The following is a 17,355-nucleotide window of genomic DNA, read 5'->3' as shown; positions in this document are numbered from 1 at the left end:
ACATTGCTCGCCACCGGCTGCGTCACGATATACCTCGCCTCGAACGCATCCGGTATCGCGAAAGACCAACACAACATGACCATGCGTCAGACAGGCCACGGGAACGCCAAGGCCCGGCGTTCCACCCCACAATCGAAGGAGACTGAAATGCGTCGCACCATCCTCACGTTTGCATCATTCGCAACCTTGATCGCCGCGTCGTTGTCGGCCGCCCCGGCCCAGGCGGGCAGCGACCGGTATTGCCTGCAAGGCCGCAGCTGGGGCTATCCCGGCAATTGCCAGTTCGCCAGCTATCAGCAATGTGCGGCGACGGCATCCGGCACCTCGGCCTATTGCGGCATCAACCCGCGCTACGCGTATTCGCAGCCGTACTCCTACTGACGACATCGCGGCTGAAGGTATGGCGGCGTGCGCAATGATCGCGCACGCCGCATTGTTCTAGACGGGGCTTCCGAGGCCGATCTCCTCGAGCCGCGACGAGAACCAGCGCGACAGCGCATCGTCGACGGAGCCGCTGACATAGACTTCGGACGTCGTCACCCGCTCCTTGTCCAGCACCAGCAGCACGCCGAGCCAGTAGGGAAACCAGACGTGGACGTCGGTCAGCGCCCGCAGCTTGTGCTGGTCGTGCTCCAGCGGCGTGTGATTGCTCGCCTTGCGGATCTCGACACTGAGCAGATTGTTCGGGATCTCGCGCTGATGCACGACGACATCGGGATAGATCGACTTCCCCAGATGATCGTCGGTCGAGATGATGGTGCCGTGCGGCAGATGCAGCGTGCGCTCGCCGAGCCGGTCGTAATTGCAGTCGACCGACCAGCCGGAGAACTGCTTTTCCAGATGCACGGCGAAGCGGTGCGTGACCGCGCGCTCGCCGATGTCCTTCTCGAACAGGAAGCCTTCGTGGGCGTAGAAGTCCCGGAGCGCCGCAATCACCTTGTTCAGCTCGGTCTGCATCGTGCCTCCGGGCTCTCGGCGCTCCGCGTTGCGTAAACCCTTACATCACGACTTCGATCAGCCGCGGGCCGGGCTCGGCGACGGCTTCGGCCAGCGCCTTGTTGAACTCGTCGGCATTGGTGACGGCGCGGCCGGGCACGCCCATGCCCTTGGCCAGCGCCACGAAATCCAGCGTCGGTCGGTCGAGCCTGAGCATGTCGTTGGCGCGCTGGCCGGGCTCGCCGGCGCCGACATTGTCGAACTCGCCGCGCAGGATCTGGTAGATGCGGTTGGCGAACACGATGGTGACGATGTTGAGGTTCTCGCGCGCCTGCGTCCACAGCGACTGGATCGTGTACATCGCGCTGCCGTCGCCGACCATGGTGATCACCTTGCGGTCCGGACAGGCGATCGCGGCACCGATCGACAGCGGCGTCGAGAAGCCGATCGAGCCGCCCATGTTCTGCAGCCAGTCGTGCGGCGCGGCGGCCGCCGTCGGCGGGAAGAAGCCGCGGCCGGTGGTCAGCGACTCGTCGACCATGATCGCATTCTCGGGGATCGCACAGGCGATCGCCTGCGCAATCGAGGCGAAGGTGAGCGCGCCGGTCGGCTTGACCAGTTCCTGCACCGCCTGCGGCTTGACGTCCTTGGCGCTGGCCTTCACCGCGCCGGCGAGCGCTTCCAGCGCTGCGACCGAGTTCTCGCCCCAGGAGGTCATGCGATGGACGTCGCAGCCCTCGGGCTTGAGCATGCTCGGCTTGTTCGGATAGGCGAAGAACGCCACGGGATCGTCGGACTCGACCAGCACGATGTGACGGAACTTGGCCAGCATCGGCAGCGCGTTCTCGATCACGTAATGGATGCGGTCGATCGAGAAGCGGCCGCGGCCTCGCGCCATCTTGGGGCGGAAGGTCGGGCCCATCACGGTGCAGCCGGTCCTGGCGGCGATGCGCTCGGCCAGCGCCAAGCCCTGCTCGCTGAGGGCGCTGCCGGTCATCAGGAGCAGCGTGCCCTCGCCGTCGCCATGCAGGATTTTTGCGGCCTGCTCGACCGCCTGCGGCGAATAGCTCGCGCGCTGCTGCTCGGCCGGAACCTCGGCGATGCCGTCGGCCTCGTTCCAGGCGGTGTCGGCAGGCAGGATCAGCGTCGCGATCTGCCCCGGTGCACTTTTGGCGGCGGCGATCGCCGCGGCGCCGTCAGCGGCAACCGACTTGGAATTCGGTGAGGTCCGGACCCAGGACGACATCGGCCGGGCCAGGCCCTCGATGTCGGAGGTCAGCGGCGCGTTGTAGTCGATGTGGTAGACGGCATGCTGGCCGACGATGTTGACGATGCCGGAATTGGCCTTCTTTGCGTTGTGCAGGTTGGCAAGGCCATTGGCGAGGCCGGGACCGAGATGCAGCAGGGTCGAGGCCGGCGTGCCCTTCATGCGGTAATAGCCGTCGGCGGCACCGGTCACCACGCCCTCGAACAGGCCGAGCACGCAGCGCATGCCGGGGACGCGGTCGAGCGCTGCGACAAAATGCATCTCGGAGGTGCCCGGGTTGGAGAAGCAGATGTCCACTCCGCCCTTGACCATCGTCCGCACCAGGCTTTCCGCACCGTTCATCCCAAGCTCCCGCAGCATATCCAGAGTTCCGACCGATCAATCATTGTTCGCGCGTCCGGTCAAAGCAATAGCCGCCATCGCGGCCCTGCCCCGCGCGATGATGCGCCGATTTGGCTAACGCTTTTCGGCAAGCCGGCATGGTTGCCGATTTGATAACGCCTGTGCGGGATGATGTCCCTCACGGGCCCGTGGCTTGCGAAAAGCCCGCAAATATGGCCTGTGGCCTATGTTGAAGCGATTGTTTGCTGGGGGAAACAATGATCCGGTTTTTTGCCGCGCCGATTGCCGCCATCGCATTGCTGTCGGCCGTTGCGGGCGGCGCGCTTGCCGAAGAGTTCGACTCGCGCGACATCATGGGCGGCGGCCCGAACTTCTTCCGTTCCGGCGCCAATCCCGTCCCCCGCACCACCGTCATGTATAACGGCAATTACGCCCCCGGCACGATCGTGGTGAACACCTCGGAGCGGCGGCTGTATCTGGTGCTCCAGAACGGCCAGGCGCTGCGCTACGGCATCGGCGTCGGCCGCGACGGCTTCCGCTGGGGCGGGGTGCACAGGATCACCGCCAAGAAGGAATGGCCGGACTGGACGCCGCCCTCGCAAATGCTGGCCCGCCGCCCCGATCTGCCGCGCCACATGAAGGGCGGCGTCGACAATCCGCTCGGCGCGCGCGCGATGTATCTCGGCTCGACGCTCTACCGCATCCACGGCTCCAACGAGCCGGAGACGATCGGTCAGGCAGTCTCCTCGGGCTGCTTCCGCATGACCAATGACGACGTCACGGACCTCTATAGCCGCGTTGCGGTCGGTACCACTGTGGTGGTGCTGAACAACTAGGGCGCGACTGCCGTAAGGTAGGCAAAGTCGGAGGATCGCGCGAAGGCGCGGTCCGCAGGCGTGCCCACGATCTTGAGATGGTGGGCACGCTCCGCTTTGCCTACCCTACGATACTGTCGCTCTCCTGCGACAGACAACGCAGGAACCCGCACGCCGCGTGAATCTGCGGCCTTGTGCGCGCCACGTGAATACGGCAGCGTCGCACGACGATGAGCGCATTGAATCCGTCCTCGACTGCCCTTCGCTCCGCCTTGCTGGCGCTCGCCGCGCTCACATGCGTGCCTGACACCGCACCCATCGCCGCCGCGGGCGAACTGCCCGCGATCTCCTCGCGCCAGCGCGCCGAGAAGAAGAGCTTTACCGACGGCGAGATCGTCGACGGCTTCCTGAAGACGGCGTTCGGCGCCGAATACCACCTTGCCGGCCGCGTCGACCGCATCCGCAAGTTCGACGGACCCGTGCGCGTGTACGCCGAGAGCGACCGCGCCGACCGCAAGGCGCAGCTCGCCAAGGTCGTGGCCGACATCGGCAAGCGCGTGCAGCATCTCGACATCGCCATGATCGACAGCAACGAGGCGGCGAATGTGCGCGTGAAGCTGGTGCGCGACCGCGATCTGTTCCGCACCATCTCGAGCTTCTATGGCGCGGAAAAAGCCCGCGAGATCCGCACCTCGCTCGACCCGCAATGCCTGTCCGGCTTCCGCAAGAACGACAATTTCGAGATCGAGCATTCCGACGTGATCCTCACCGTCGACAACGGCGATTTCACCTTCCTCGACTGCGCCTATGAGGAGCTCTTGCAATCGCTCGGGCCCATCAACGACACCGCGAGCGTGCCGTGGACCATGTTCAACGACAACGTCTCCATGGGCTATTTCGACGTCTACGACCAGTACATCCTCAACCTGCTGTACGATCCCCGCATCAGGGCCGGCATGACCGTCCAAGAGGTCAAGGCGGTACTGCCCGAAGTGCTCGCCGACGTGCGGGCGTGGGTGAAGCAGGTGAATGATTTGAAGGAGTGAAGGCCTTCCTTCTCCCCTTGTGGGAGAAGGAAGAAGCAGTGGCGATTATGCCTTCCTCGCCTTCGTCATCAGGAATTGCTGGCGCATCACGTTGTTGCTTCCGTCTAAATATTCGGAGATCAGCGCCTCGAGCTCACTGCGAAGACTCCGCAGTCTGTCCGGTTCGTCCTTGTACTGGGCGACGAGCTTGATCAAAGGCCCGATCGTGGTTTCCATGGTGCGGCGGAAATGCTGCGGGCTGAGCGCGGACGGCGTCATGATGTCCATCTCGAAGGAGATGTCCTTCGCCTTCCCTGCGAGACGTTCGGCGACGATCTTCGGATCGCCCCACGACACCGGCGATGCCACGCCCTCGGGCGGCGGCAGATGGCGGCCGATCAACGCGAACATCCGTCCGACATAGAGATGCGGCGGCCAGGTGGAGAAGGCGATGGTGCCGCCGGGCTTCAGCACGCGCAGCATCTCGCCGATGGCGACCTCCGGACGCGGCGCGAACATGTGGCCGAACTGGCTGAGCACCAGGTCGAACTCGTTGTCGCCATAGGGCAGGCTTTCGGCGTCGCCTTCGACGAAGTCGACATCGAGGTTCGCCAACTGCGCGTGCTCGCGGGCTCGTTCGATCAGGACCGGAGACAGGTCGAGACCTCTGACCTTCGCACCACGGCGCGCCGCCGTGATCGCAGCGACGCCGGTACCGCATCCGACGTCGAGCAGCGCTTGGCCGGTAGCGACCCCGGCGAAACTCACGAGCTTGGCGGCCGAGGGTGTCGTGAACACCTCCATCGGCGTGAACAGCGACCAGGCTTCCTTCTGGACTGCCTTGAAACCAGCAAACGGGTCCTGCAACGGGGCTTGCGCGGTCATGGAACTCTCCCTTCGCTCGACGTCAGTTTTCATGAGGCTGACGACGAATGCCAAAGGTTCAACGCGGGCTCACGACGGCCACGGCAGCTTCGCAATCCTGGCGGCCCTACTGCACGAGATCGGCCACCGTGGTCGCCGCCTTCAGGCCCGTGCCGGTGAGAACCGCGACCGTGGTCTCATTTGCCTTGATCGCACCGGTCGCGGAGAGCTTGTCCAGCGCCGCGGCCGCGCCGGCGCTGGTCGGCTCGGCGAACAGGCCCTGGCGCGCGAGACGGCGCAAGGCAGTGACGATCTCGTCCTCGGTGAGCGCGACCGTGCCGCCGCCGCTCTCGCGCAATGCGGCGATGATCTCGCGCAGGCGCAGCGGATGCTTGATCGCGGTGCCTTCGGCGATGGTCTTGCTCACCTCGCGCGCAACAGGCGTGTCGACGCCGGCCTGAAAACTCGCATCGATCGGCGAGCAGTTCAGCGGCTGCGCCGCGAACAGGCGCGGCAGCTTCGATATCTGTCCGGCTCTCAACAACTCGCGGAAGCCGAAGGCACAGCCGAGCAGGCTCGAGCCGGCGCCGACGGGAACGATGACGTTGTCGGGCGCGCGGAAGCCGAGGTCCTCCCAGATCTCGTAGGCCAGCGATTTTGTCCCCTCGAGGAAGAACGGCTGCCAATTGTGGCTGGCATAGAAGGTCTGGCTCGACTGCCGGATAGCCTCGGCCTCCGATTCCTCGCGCGGGCCCTCGACGAGCTGCACGGTGGCACCGTAAGCGCGCACCTGCGCGATCTTGGCCGGCGAGGTCGAGGCAGGCGCCAGGATCTTCACGCGCATGCCGCCGGCAGCACCGAGCCCCGCCATCGACGAGCCGCCATTGCCGGAGGAGTCTTCGAGAATGGCGTCGACACCGATCTGGCGCAGGAAGGACAGCATCACGGCCGAGCCGCGGTCCTTGAAGCTGCCGGTCGGGTTGAACCATTCGAGCTTGAACAACGGGCGCAGCTCGCCCCAGTCCTGCTGGAGCAGCGGCGTGCAGCCTTCGCCGAGCGTGATCGGATCCTTGATCTCCACCGGCAGCGCGGCCCGATAGCGCCAGAGCGAGCGCGTGCGCGCATCGATATCGTCGCGCGAGATCCCTGCCCCCGGCGTCACCAGCAGCGGCGTGCGCTCGTCCGAGCACCAGCGCGGCTGGTCGAGGGGATAGAGCTGTCCGTTGCGGGGATCGATGTAGCTGGCGGGCATGGGGGTCTCCGGGACAGGCCGATCCGGTCGATATGTCCGAATATGCAGGTTTTATCCAGTCACCTGTCCGGACAGCGGCGCCGCCGCCCACCCCTTCAAAAATCATAACAATTACATAGATATAGGGAACATTCTGGCATCGTCCCCCGATCGGGACAAGCTTGGGAATGGGCCGCGGCGGCCGCGCACGATTAACTTGTCTGTCGCGCGCCGGGGTTACAATATGTTGGATTGAGCTTGCGTCGCCGGCGTTTCGAAAGAGTGCCGCAAGCGAGCCAGGCCCGTCCGAGCGGCGGGCCGTTGGCGTTTTGGGAGCCTGGACATGAGCCGCGCGAACCGTACCGACCACATCCGCCTCACCTCGCATCCGGAGCCGGGCAAGAAGTCCGCTTTCCCGATCCATTGGGGCGCGGCCGATGCGCGCGCGCGCGGGCCGATCATCGGCACGGTGTCGCGCGCGGGCGACCGCAACGTGATCGGCAGCCATGGCGGCTCCTACGCGATGTACCGCGCGCTTGCGGTGTCCGCCGGCGCGCTCGACCCGATTCGCAGGCCCGACCTCACCAACACGTTTCCGGCCGCGACCATCGGCCCGTTCGAGCAGTGGACCGATCCCACCAAGATCGTCGCGCTCGATCCCTGGGGGCATCTGGTCGCCGAGAACTTTGGCAAGGACATCGCCGAGGGCGTCGACATCCGCCCGAGCATCGCGGTGACGCGGGCGCGGCTGGACCTGCCGGAGATCCGCGAGGCGCTGGCGGCAAAGCGGCTGCGCGCCGACGGCGAGGTCGTGCATGCCAATGGCAGCGTCTCCGTGGTGAAGATCGCGATCGATCCGGTCTGGTACCTGCCCGGCCTCGCGGCACGCTTCGGCGCCGGCGAGACCGAGCTGCGCCGCACGCTGTTCGAGCAGACCGCCGGCATGTTCCCCGAGCTGGTCACGCGTCCGGACATGAAGGTGTTTTTGCCGCCGATCGGCGGCACCACCGTCTACATGTTCGGGGATGTGACGAAGCTGCCTGATCATCGCACCAGGATCACCTGCCGCGTACATGACGAGTGCAACGGCTCCGACGTGTTCGGCTCCGATATCTGCACCTGCCGCCCCTATCTGATCCACGGCATCGAGGAATCCGCGCGCGGCGCGCAGGAAGGCGGGCTCGGGCTCGTGGTCTACAACCGGAAAGAGGGCCGCGCGCTCGGCGAGGTCACCAAATTCCTGGTCTACAATGCGCGCAAGCGCCAGGAGGACGGCGACGCGGCCGCGGCCTATTTCGAGCGCACCGAATGCGTCGCCGGCGTGCAGGATGCCCGCTTCCAGCAATTGATGCCGGATACGATCCACTGGCTCGGCCTCAAGCGGATCGACCGCTTCCTGTCGATGAGCGACATGAAATACGACGCACTGACTTCGCAGGGCATCGACATCGTCGAGCGCGTGCCGATCCCGCCGGAGCTGATCCCGGCCGACGCCTATGTCGAGATCGCCGCCAAGAAGGCCGCCGGCTATTACTCGACCGACATCGCGCCCGAGAAGGACGTCGACGGGGTGGTCGGCCGCTCGCTGGAAAAATACTGATCGCGCGATGGCGGACGCTTTGGAACAACAGGCCCGCTCCCTGCTCAGCGCAGGAGCGGTTCGCGCGCGGGCCGACAAGATGCTCGCACTCGGCCTTGCCGGCGGGTTGAGCCACTTCACTGTCGATCTCGACCGCATGGACGGCGTCGCCGAGGCCGTGCTTGCGGTCACGCGAAAAGCCTATCCGACGCTGGAGATTCCCTTCCATGCGCGCTGGCGGCATTTTGTGATCGGCGGCGTCGATCGCTGGGCGCGGCTTGCAGACGCGACATCATGGCCGGATCGCGCGGCACGGGCGCGCGCCGAGTTCGACCTCGCCATCGTCAGCGTGCTGCTCGATGCTGGCGCTGGCGCTGCGTGGCGATATCGGGACGCGGTGACGGGCGAAAGCATCGGTCGGTCCGAAGGACTTGCGATCGCGAGCCTCGACATGTTCGCGAGCGGGCTGTTCTCGGGCGATGCACGCGCGCCGTTCAGGGCCGATGCCGAGGTTCTGGCAGAATTGCCGCTCGCCGCGCTCACATCGGCGTTCCAGGTGAATGATGCCAATCCGCTGCTCGGACTTGAGGGGCGCACCGATCTGCTGCGGCGCCTGGGCAAACTGGTTGCCGGGCGTGCGGAGGTTTTCGGCCTGCGTGACACGCCGCGGCCGGGCGGCCTGTTCGAGCATATCGCGGCGCAGGCGAAGGGCGGGGCTGTCGCTGCGCCCGTCATCCTGTCGGCGGTGCTAAACCAGCTCGGACCGATCTGGCCCTCGCGGCTCGAGCTTGCCGGCATCCCGCTCGGCGATTGCTGGCGCCATCCCGCGCTCAAGACGGACGACGCAACGACAGGCCTCGTGCCGCTGCACAAGCTGTCGCAATGGCTGAGCTATTCGCTGATCGAGCCGCTGCAGCGCGCCGGCATCGATGTCACGGACATCGACGGCCTCACGGGCCTTGCCGAATATCGCAATGGCGGCCTGTTCGTCGATCACGAGGTGCTGCGCCTGCGCGATCCCGCCGATGGCGAGCGCGCGCATGCGGTGGATTCACAGCTGGTCGTGGAATGGCGCGCGCTGACGGTGGCGCTGCTGGACCGGCTCGCCGAACAGGTTCGTGTCAAGCTCGGCCGCACGCCTGAGACCTTGCCGCTCGCCAGCATTCTGGAAGGCGGCAGCTGGGCCGCGGGCCGCGCCATTGCCTTTGCGCGCCGCCCCGACGGCTCGCCGCCGCTCAAGGTGATCAGCGACGGCACGGTGTTCTAACCCTCTCCCCTTGTGGGAGAGGGTGGCTTCGCGAAAGCGAAGCCGGGTGAGGGGTTGTCTCCGCGGGCATATCTCTCGCTTGAGTTCGTTGAAGCAGACCCCTCATCCGGCGCTTCGCGCCACCTTCTCCCACAAAGGGAGAAGGAAGAAAGGCATCCCATGGAAGGCGTCACGATCGTCGATCATCCGCTGGTGCAGCACAAGCTGACGCTGGTGCGGGACAAGTCCATCTCGACAAAGTCGTTCCGCGAGCTGATCAAGGAGATCGGCATGCTACTCTGTTACGAGGTGACGCGCGATCTGCCGCTCGCCGACACCGTGATCGAGACGCCGCTGGCGACGATGCATTCGGCCAAGATCGCCGGCAAGAAGCTAGTGTTCGTGCCGATGCTGCGCGCCGGCACCACCTTCGTCGACGGCATGATGGATCTGGTGCCGACTGCGCGCGTCGCCCATATCGGGCTCTATCGCGAGCCGCACAGTTTTGCCGCCGTCGAATATTTCTTTAAATCGCCGTCCGATCTCAGCGAGCGACTCGCCATCGTGGTGACGCCTGTGGTCGCGACCGCCAACACGGCGGTGGCCGCCATCGACCGGCTGAAGGAGCGCGGCGCGAAGGACATCCGCCTCGCCTGCCTGATCGCGGCGCCGGACGGATTGGAACGGCTGCGCGGCTTGCACCCGGACGTGCCGATCTGGACCGCGGCGGTGGACGAAGGTCTCGACGACAACGGCTTCATCCTGCCCGGCCTCGGCGATGCCGGCGACCGCGCCTACGGGACGCGGTAGGTGAGGCGCGCGCTTTTAGGAACAGGCGCCATCGCACAAGGTTCTCCTGCTCTAACATGGAGAGCACGATGACCTATCCGAATGATGACCGCAGGACTGACCGTGCGCGCCGCAACAGCCCGGTGGGCTGGGCGATCGGCGCGATCTTCGTGATCGCCGTGGTGGCGGCCGTCTTCTTCTACAATGGGCGCGACATCGGCCCGCAGGCGACCTCGACCAGTCCGAACAATGCGCCGAGCGTCACCACCGGCTCGAACGCGCCGGCTGCGCCCGCGAAGTGAAGCGGTTCGCCGTCAGGTTGGCGGCCGCGGCGGCAAATCCTTCGCATCAGACGGCGCCGGGTGCGCCTTCAGGTCGGCGATCAGACGTTCCATCTCGCCGATCTCCCGCACCTGCGCCTCGATGATGTCGTCGGCCAATTTGCGGACGCGGGGATCCCGGATGTGTGCACGCTCGCTCGTGAGCACCGCGATCGAATGATGCGGGATCATCGCTTTCATGTAGGCGACGTCGGAGACGGTCTCCTGGCTGCGAACGAGCCAGAGAGAGGCTGCGAACACGGCGGCACCGGCCACCAATATGGCGATGTTCGCCGCGCGGTTCCGGTACATGCCCCACATGAAACCCAGCATCACGACAGCCATGACGGCACCCATCAGCAGCGCCATCCAGGTCCGGGTCTGGCTGTACCAGACATGGTCCAGGGCGAACGTGTTGAGATACATCAATCCGAACATGATCAGCGTGGAGACCGCGATCATCGCGGCGAAGCGACCATAAGACATGACTACATCCTGTCGTTGCTCGAGAGGATATGCCTGTTCAGGGCAATTGTTCCTTTTCCGCCGGCCCCTTACACCTTCCCGCTGCCGCAGATCAGCTTCAGCGACTGCCACTCCTTGTCCGTCAGCAGCGGCGGGCCGCCCACCGGGCGATCTTCCCGGGTCATGCGGGCGAGGCGGTCTTCGGTCAGCGGGTGGCTGGCGAGGATCGTCGTGAGCTTCGAGCCGCCTTCCTTGCCGGTGATGCGGAACATCAGCTCGAAAGCGGGCTTTGGCGAGCGGCCGAGCTTGTGCATGACCTCGATCGCGAACGTATCGGCGGCGGTCTCCGCCTCGCGCGAATAGGAGGCTTCGACAACGCTGCGAGAGGCGAAGATCACCGCGGATGAGCCGGTGACGTCGCCGAACAACAGGCCGATCAGGAACGAGGTGCCGCCGTTGTAGATCAGCCCGCGCATGCTGTCGTAATGCTTGAGGTGGCCGAGCTCGTGCGCGAGGATGCCGGCGAGCTCGTCGGGACTTTCGGCCTTGTCGAGCAGGCCCTTCAACACGAACACCTTGCCGCCCGGCAGTGCAAAGGCGTTCGGCACCGAGGTCGGCAGCACGCCCGCCATCATGGAATCGTCGTCGAGGCCGGCGGCATCGCGCAGGCGGTTGACGAGCTTGGTGAAGGCGGCCTTGCCCGCTGGATCTTCGCACACATTGCGGCCGAAGATGGTCTTCATCTGCACTTCGGCAGCGTCGCCGATGCGCCGTTCGACGGGTTTCGGCACCAGCGGCGCGAGACGGTCGGCGGCGAGCGGCACGCCGAACAGCACGACGCAGACGATGGAGATTGCGGCCGCCGCCGACCAGCCGACGATTTTTACGACACCGCGGCGCGAGGTCCGGTGCTCGTCGAGCCGCAGGCAACGTGCGGTCACGTCGGCCGCAAGCGCTGCGTCGCGGATTTCCAGCCGCGCCAATGGCGGTGCGGTGATGCTCGAAAGGCGCAGGATCCCTGGCGGACTGTCGGCGCGGCGGATATCGGCATAGGACCAACGAACCGGCGCCCCGCCCTCCTCCGCGATCTCGAGCGCATCAGCGAGCGTCAGCGTGACCTGCCGCCGGCGGCTTGAGGTGCCGTCGAAGAAGATGGTCGGCTTGGTGGACTGCGCCGGCGCGTAGGCAGATATGTCACTCACAGCTTAGAATCCCGCGACATCGAGCCCATCGGCAAAACCTTCGCCGAGCGCGCTGGCAAGCTGGCCGCTGCCGCGCACATCCGCCGCCGCCGCGATGTCGTGCACCTCGACGGTTTCCAGCACCTTGGCCCAGAGATCGCGCTGAAGATAGACGCGCATCACGATGTTGATCGCGAGCGCCAGGGCGAGATAGCCGATGACCATCATCACCACCATCGGGATGCTCGTGACGGCATTGTCGGAGCCGAGCATCTGCTCAGCCGGAACGCCGCTCAGCTGGACCAGCAACAGCGCGCCGCCGCCCATATAGGCCGAGAAGGCCATCGTGAGCAGCATCCACCAGCCGATCATCTTCCAGTACAGGCCGTAGAAGGCGTCATGAGGCAGGTTCGAGGACAGGCTGACGCCGCCGATGCGGATGCCGTTGAGCCACCAGCGCCATTCGCGCGCCTTGAACTCGGCATAGAAGAACGGCGCGAGCGGAAAGATGAAGAGCGCGATCGGGCTGAGCAGCCACAGCCACCAGGCACGCTTGAAGAAGGTCCAGCCGTCGCCCTCGAAATCGCCGCGGAGATCGCCGTAATGGCTGTGCTGCATCTTGTAGCGCTCGAGCGCGGCCTCGCGCCACGGCAGCGCCAGGCCGAGCGTCAGCAACACCAGCAAGCCCCACGCCATGGCGCGGAACGAATAGGCCCAGCCGGAGCCGTCCATCCAGAATCGCACGCCGCGCCAGACCGTGCGCGTCAGCCGATAGCGCCGCGCGCGAAAGATCGCGAACTGGCCGAAGGCGTAGAAGCCGATGAACAGCGGTGTCGAGGCAAAGCCCTGCCAGCGCTCGAACTCGATACCAACAAGGAAGTAGGCGAGGTAGATCGGCACCAGGATCGCGAGCGCAAACAGGAAGCCGACCAGAAGCTCCTTGGCCCGGCCGGTATATTCGGCGGCATCGCCGTCGATCGCGGTGTTCGCCCACAAATGGCGGCGGATGTCGGTGACGAGCCAGAACCGGTAGAAGCCGAAGGTGACGAGCTCCAACATGGCACCCTTGGTGACCATTCTCCGGAACTCGGAGCGATTGCCGGAAAAATCGACGCGCGTGGGCGGCAGCGGCGGCGGAAGCGGCTCGGAGCCGATCGGGGTCCATTGCATGTCGTTCACGGCGGCAACCTCGGGGTGTCGGTCTGTTGCAATCAAACTATAGATCAGAGGCTTGGTCGACCCCCGGGCCGGCTGGGTTCGATTTACCTCGATTCCAGTCGGTTTCTGTCACGATTTCACGACAAGCGATGTGCGGGGGATCACGCTCGCGGACGGCCCGCAGCCCTCTCGCGAAAGTTGGATGTGGCAAAACTCTCCCTTGCTCCGGCGCAGACAACCGGCTGTAATTGCAAATCAAATACCGCAGCGCAGAATTCAACGAGAACGCGCGGTTCATGCCCAGGGAGAACGGTCATGCATGGGACCATCGAGAGCGCGGCCAAGCTCGACGCACTGCGCGAGCGCGCCAAGTCACTGCCGCTGGAGCAGTTCGATCCGGGTGACCCCGAGCTGTTCAGGACCGATACGTTCTGGCCGTATTTCGATCGGCTGCGCCGGGAAGACCCCGTGCATTATTGCAAGGACTCGATGTTCGGGCCGTATTGGTCGGTGACGCGCTACAACGACATCATGGAGATCGAGACCAACCACGCGGTGTTCTCCTCGGCCTCCTCGCTCGGCGGCATCACCATCCGCGATATCGACCCGGACCTGCGCCGCGAGAGCTTCATCTCGATGGACCCGCCGCGCCATGCGGCGCAGCGCAAGACCGTGGCGCCGATGTTCACGCCGACGCACCTGGACAATCTCGCGCTCAACATCCGCAAGCGCTCGGCCGAGTGCCTCGACAATCTGCCGCGCGGGAAGGTGTTCGACTGGGTCGACCGCGTCTCGATCGAGCTGACCACGCAGATGCTGGCGGTGCTGTTCGACTTCCCCTGGGAAGACCGCCGCAAGCTGACACGCTGGTCCGACATTGCCACCACGATTCCCGGGCCCGACGGCCTCGTCGCCACCGAGGACGAGCGGCAGGCCGAGCTGACGGAATGCGCGGCCTATTTCTCCCGCCTCTGGAAGGAGCGCATCGAGCAGCCGCCGAAGAGCGACCTGCTCTCGATGATGGCGCATGGCGCCGCGACGCGCGACATGGATGCCAAGAACTTCCTCGGCAATCTCGTGCTTTTGATCGTCGGCGGCAACGACACCACGCGCAACACCATGTCGGGCTCGCTGCACGCGCTGAGCCAGCATCCCGAGCAATATCGCAAGCTGCGCGAGAACCCCGCGCTGCTCGACAGTTTCGTCCCCGAAGTGATCCGCTGGCAGACGCCGCTGGCGCATATGCGCCGCACCGCGCTCTCTGATTTCGAGTTCCGCGGCAAGCAGATCAAGAAGGGTGACAAGGTCGTGATGTGGTACGTCTCGGGCAACCGCGACGAGGAGGCGATCGACAAGCCCTACGATTTCATCATCGACCGCGCCCGCCCGCGCACCCACCTGTCCTTCGGCTTCGGCATCCACCGCTGCGTGGGCTTGCGCCTTGCCGAACTCCAGCTCAAGATTATCTGGGAAGAGATCCTGAAGCGGTTCGACCATATCGATGTGGTCGGCGAGCCGAAGCGGGTGTACTCGAGTTTCGTGAAGGGTCTCGAAGAGCTGCCGGTGAAGATTGCGGCGTGAGTTACTTCGCCTTTCCCCGCACGCGGGGCAGAGGCGAAGAAAGAACAAACGGAGCCACGACGATGAACATCCAAGCGCCGGTTAAGGTGGACAAGGCCGAACGCATCCGTCGGGCCAGCGAGGAGGCCTATGCGACGCCGCTGTCGCAATTCCACCCCGGCGCGCCCCGGCTGTTCCAGGACGACACGCTGTGGCCGTGGTTCGAGCGGCTGCGCAAGGAAGAGCCGGTGCATTACTGCACCAACGCGCCGATCGAGCCCTATTGGTCGGTGGTGAAGTACAACGACATCATGCATGTCGACACCAATCACGGCATCTTCTCGTCGGACTCGACGCTCGGCGGCATCTCGATTCGCGACGTGCCCGAGGGTTACGACTGGCCGAGCTTCATCGCGATGGACCAGCCCAAGCACTCGTCACAGCGCAAGACGGTGTCGCCGATGTTCACGCCGACGCATCTGGACGAGCTCGCGAAGCTGATCCGCCAGCGCTCGCAGACCGTGCTGGACAATCTGCCGCGCAACGAGACCTTCAACTTCGTCGAGCGCGTCTCGATCGAGCTGACGACGCAGATGCTGGCAACCCTGTTCGACTTCCCCTGGGAGGAGCGGCGCAAGCTGACGCGCTGGTCGGACGTCTCGACCGCGCTGCCCAAGAGCGGCATCGTCGCCTCGGCCGAAGAGCGCCGCCGCGAGATGGACGAATGCTACGCCTACATGTCCAAGCTGTGGAACGAGCGCGTCAACTCGGCGCCGCGCAACGATCTGCTGTCGCTGATGGCCCATAACGACGCCACGCGCCACATGGACCCTGACAATCTCATGGGCAACATCATCCTGCTCATCGTCGGCGGCAACGACACCACGCGGAACACCATGACCGGCTCGGTGCTGGCGCTGAACGAGAACCCGGAGCAATACGACAAGCTCCGCGCCAATCCGGAGCTGATCGATTCCATGGTGCCGGAGGTGATCCGCTGGCAGACCCCGCTGGCGCACATGCGGCGCACCGCCTTGCAGGACACCGAGATCGGCGGCAAGCACATCAGGAAGGGCGACCGCGTCGTGATGTGGTACGTCTCGGGCAATCGCGACGATGAGATGTTCGACAGGCCGAACGAGTTCATCATCGACCGCCCCCGGCCGCGCACGCATCTTTCCTTCGGCTTCGGCATCCACCGCTGCGTCGGCATGCGCCTCGCCGAGCTGCAGCTCAAGATCATCTGGGAGGAGATGCTGAAGCGCTTCGACCGCATCGAGGTGGTCGGCGAGCCCAAGCGGATCTATTCGAGCTTCATCAAGGGCTACGAGACGCTGCCGGTGAGGATACCGGGCTGAGCTCTCATTGCCGGTGACAGCATCTTGTTCGCTCGTGTCCCGAACGCGCCGCAGCGCGTAGCGGTGCGGCGCAGAGCCGGGACCCAGCAAGCAACGGCCTCGCAACGACATGGGCCCCGGATCTGCAGCGCATCACACCGGACGATGCTTCGCATCGCCGGGCGTGCTGCGCTGCGTCCGGGGTACGAGACCGGTAGATCACCGACCCAGCTATAAAATTCCGGCATGTCAGCTCGCGCCAGATGCGAAGGCAAGTCGGCGCCCGACTGTTCTACCACACGACATCTAACTCAACTTGATGTCCCATACGCCGTCCTTGCGGCAGGCGGCGACCTCCTCGCGCAGGAGGGTCGTGACGGCCAGGGACGCCGTCGAGACCGGGCGGTCGATCGGAGAAGCGAAAATGAGCTCGCGCGTCATCGGCTTCGAGACGGCCGTCGTCTCCAGCCGCCCCTCCGCGACCTCGCCATGGACCGACGAGGGCGGCAGCAGCGCGAAGCCGAGGCCTTCCTCGACGAGACTGGTGAGCACGCGGAACGAATCCGCCTCGAGCTGGACGTTGAGCTTGATCTTGCGCTGGGCGGCCGCGTGCTCGATCAGCGCGCGGAGGCCGTGGGAATGAGAGGGCAGCACCAGCCGCTGCCGCAGCAGCCAGCCGATATCGACGCTCTTCTTGCGCGCGAGGCCGCAGCCGCGCGGACCGACGGCGACGATGTTGTCGCGCCCGAGGCTCTCGACGTTGAGATGCAGATCTGCAGAACGGCCGTAGAGGATGGCAAGGTCCATCTCGCCGCGATGCAGCCATTCGACGAGATGGCCGCTGTAGCTCTCGACGATGCGCAGCGAGATGCCGGGACATTTTTCGACGCAGCGCCGCGCAAAGCGCGCCGACAGCACGCAGCTCACCGTCGGAACGAGGCCGAGCACGACCTGGCCGGACGGCGGTCCCTGAGACGACTGGATGTCGTCGCGGATCTGGTCGATCTGCCGCACGATGCCGGAGGTGCGCGCCAGCAGCAGCCGGCCGGCTTCGGTCAGCACCATGCCGCGGCCGTTGCGGGTGAAGAGTTCGGTGCGCAGCTCGTGTTCCAGCAGCTTGATCTGCCTGGAGAGCGCGGGCTGCGCCACGCGCAACGTGTCGGACGCCTTGGACAGGCTGCCGAGCTCCGCCACGCAACTGAAGGTCCTGAGCTGCCGGAAATCCATGCTTGCCAACCCT

The 17,355-nt window shown here is 65.3% G+C and carries 17 protein-coding genes; 9 read left to right on the top strand and 8 right to left on the bottom strand.

The genetic code is table 11. The annotated features are described in order from the left end of the window. The first annotated feature begins 147 nt into the window (after nucleotides 1-147). Complete coding sequence (locus XH83_RS06905) at nucleotides 148-381, top strand: DUF3551 domain-containing protein (RefSeq protein WP_194408186.1); 234 nt, start codon at nucleotides 148-150, stop codon at nucleotides 379-381. A 57-nt stretch (nucleotides 382-438) separates the two neighbouring features. On the opposite strand, the gene XH83_RS06900 is transcribed toward XH83_RS06905, so the two are convergent. Next, nucleotides 439-957 carry a hypothetical protein gene (locus tag XH83_RS06900; RefSeq protein ID WP_194406278.1) on the bottom strand — a complete coding sequence of 173 codons (519 nt, stop codon included), beginning with the start codon at nucleotides 955-957 and terminating at the stop codon, nucleotides 439-441. A gap of 40 nt (nucleotides 958-997) precedes the next feature. Next, a complete protein-coding gene (locus XH83_RS06895) occupies nucleotides 998-2,545 on the bottom strand; it encodes an acetolactate synthase large subunit (protein WP_194406277.1) in 1,548 nt (515 codons plus the stop codon). A 257-nt stretch (nucleotides 2,546-2,802) separates the two neighbouring features. On the opposite strand from XH83_RS06895, the gene XH83_RS06890 reads away from it, so the two are divergent. Together XH83_RS06890 and XH83_RS06885 are read left to right on the top strand one after the other, a co-directional pair. Beyond that, a complete protein-coding gene (locus XH83_RS06890; protein WP_194406276.1) occupies nucleotides 2,803-3,381 on the top strand; it encodes a L,D-transpeptidase in 579 nt (192 codons plus the stop codon). A 209-nt stretch (nucleotides 3,382-3,590) separates the two neighbouring features. Further along, the gene (locus XH83_RS06885; RefSeq protein ID WP_194406275.1) at nucleotides 3,591-4,406 is read left to right on the top strand and encodes a DUF2927 domain-containing protein; all 816 of its coding nucleotides are present in this window, start codon (nucleotides 3,591-3,593) and stop codon (nucleotides 4,404-4,406) included. 45 nt (nucleotides 4,407-4,451) lie between these two features. Here the strand turns inward: XH83_RS06885 and XH83_RS06880 are convergent, their stop codons facing one another. Continuing rightward, on the bottom strand, nucleotides 4,452-5,270 hold the full coding sequence (locus XH83_RS06880) for a class I SAM-dependent methyltransferase (RefSeq protein WP_194406274.1): 819 nt from the start codon (nucleotides 5,268-5,270) through the stop codon (nucleotides 4,452-4,454). Between the two features lie 106 nt (nucleotides 5,271-5,376). Then, on the bottom strand, nucleotides 5,377-6,501 hold the full coding sequence (locus XH83_RS06875) for a threonine synthase (RefSeq protein WP_194406273.1): 1,125 nt from the start codon (nucleotides 6,499-6,501) through the stop codon (nucleotides 5,377-5,379). A 322-nt stretch (nucleotides 6,502-6,823) separates the two neighbouring features. Between XH83_RS06875 and XH83_RS06870 the strand changes: the two genes are divergently transcribed. The 4 genes from XH83_RS06870 to XH83_RS06855 all read left to right on the top strand — a co-directional run bounded on the left by XH83_RS06870 (nucleotide 6,824) and on the right by XH83_RS06855 (nucleotide 10,396). Beyond that, entirely contained in the window at nucleotides 6,824-8,080 is a 1,257-nt protein-coding gene (locus tag XH83_RS06870; protein ID WP_194406272.1) for a GTP cyclohydrolase II, read from the top strand. Between the two features lie 7 nt (nucleotides 8,081-8,087). Continuing rightward, a complete protein-coding gene (locus XH83_RS06865; protein WP_194406271.1) occupies nucleotides 8,088-9,326 on the top strand; it encodes a URC4/urg3 family protein in 1,239 nt (412 codons plus the stop codon). Between the two features lie 159 nt (nucleotides 9,327-9,485). Further along, the gene (gene upp / locus XH83_RS06860; protein ID WP_194406270.1) at nucleotides 9,486-10,115 is read left to right on the top strand and encodes a uracil phosphoribosyltransferase; all 630 of its coding nucleotides are present in this window, start codon (nucleotides 9,486-9,488) and stop codon (nucleotides 10,113-10,115) included. Between the two features lie 68 nt (nucleotides 10,116-10,183). Further along, nucleotides 10,184-10,396, top strand: coding sequence for a hypothetical protein (locus tag XH83_RS06855; RefSeq protein WP_194406269.1), 213 nt, complete (start codon nucleotides 10,184-10,186; stop codon nucleotides 10,394-10,396). Nucleotides 10,397-10,408: 12 nt separating this feature from the next. Here the strand turns inward: XH83_RS06855 and XH83_RS06850 are convergent, their stop codons facing one another. The 3 genes from XH83_RS06850 to XH83_RS06840 form a co-directional block, all read right to left on the bottom strand. Further along, nucleotides 10,409-10,900 carry a DUF305 domain-containing protein gene (locus XH83_RS06850; protein WP_194406268.1) on the bottom strand — a complete coding sequence of 164 codons (492 nt, stop codon included), beginning with the start codon at nucleotides 10,898-10,900 and terminating at the stop codon, nucleotides 10,409-10,411. Nucleotides 10,901-10,968: 68 nt separating this feature from the next. Continuing rightward, nucleotides 10,969-12,081: a M48 family metallopeptidase gene (locus XH83_RS06845; protein WP_194406267.1), complete on the bottom strand. Its 1,113-nt coding sequence runs from the start codon at nucleotides 12,079-12,081 to the stop codon at nucleotides 10,969-10,971. Nucleotides 12,082-12,084: 3 nt separating this feature from the next. After that, entirely contained in the window at nucleotides 12,085-13,239 is a 1,155-nt protein-coding gene (locus XH83_RS06840) for a DUF898 family protein (RefSeq protein WP_371746282.1), read from the bottom strand. 294 nt (nucleotides 13,240-13,533) lie between these two features. On the opposite strand from XH83_RS06840, the gene XH83_RS06835 reads away from it, so the two are divergent. Next, nucleotides 13,534-14,799 (top strand): cytochrome P450, encoded by a 1,266-nt coding sequence (locus XH83_RS06835; RefSeq protein ID WP_194406266.1) that lies wholly within the window; start codon nucleotides 13,534-13,536, stop codon nucleotides 14,797-14,799. 62 nt (nucleotides 14,800-14,861) lie between these two features. Continuing rightward, nucleotides 14,862-16,136, top strand: a complete 1,275-nt coding sequence (locus XH83_RS06830; RefSeq protein WP_194406265.1) for a cytochrome P450 — start codon at nucleotides 14,862-14,864, stop codon at nucleotides 16,134-16,136. Nucleotides 16,137-16,421: 285 nt separating this feature from the next. Here the strand turns inward: XH83_RS06830 and XH83_RS06825 are convergent, their stop codons facing one another. Beyond that, a complete protein-coding gene (locus tag XH83_RS06825; RefSeq protein WP_194406264.1) occupies nucleotides 16,422-17,342 on the bottom strand; it encodes a LysR substrate-binding domain-containing protein in 921 nt (306 codons plus the stop codon). Nucleotides 17,343-17,355 lie beyond the last annotated feature (13 nt).

The organism is Bradyrhizobium sp. CCBAU 53351 (assembly GCF_015291745.1).
Taxonomy (GTDB): Bacteria; Pseudomonadota; Alphaproteobacteria; order Rhizobiales; family Xanthobacteraceae; genus Bradyrhizobium.
This window is presented reverse-complemented; position numbering and strand designations above follow the sequence as displayed.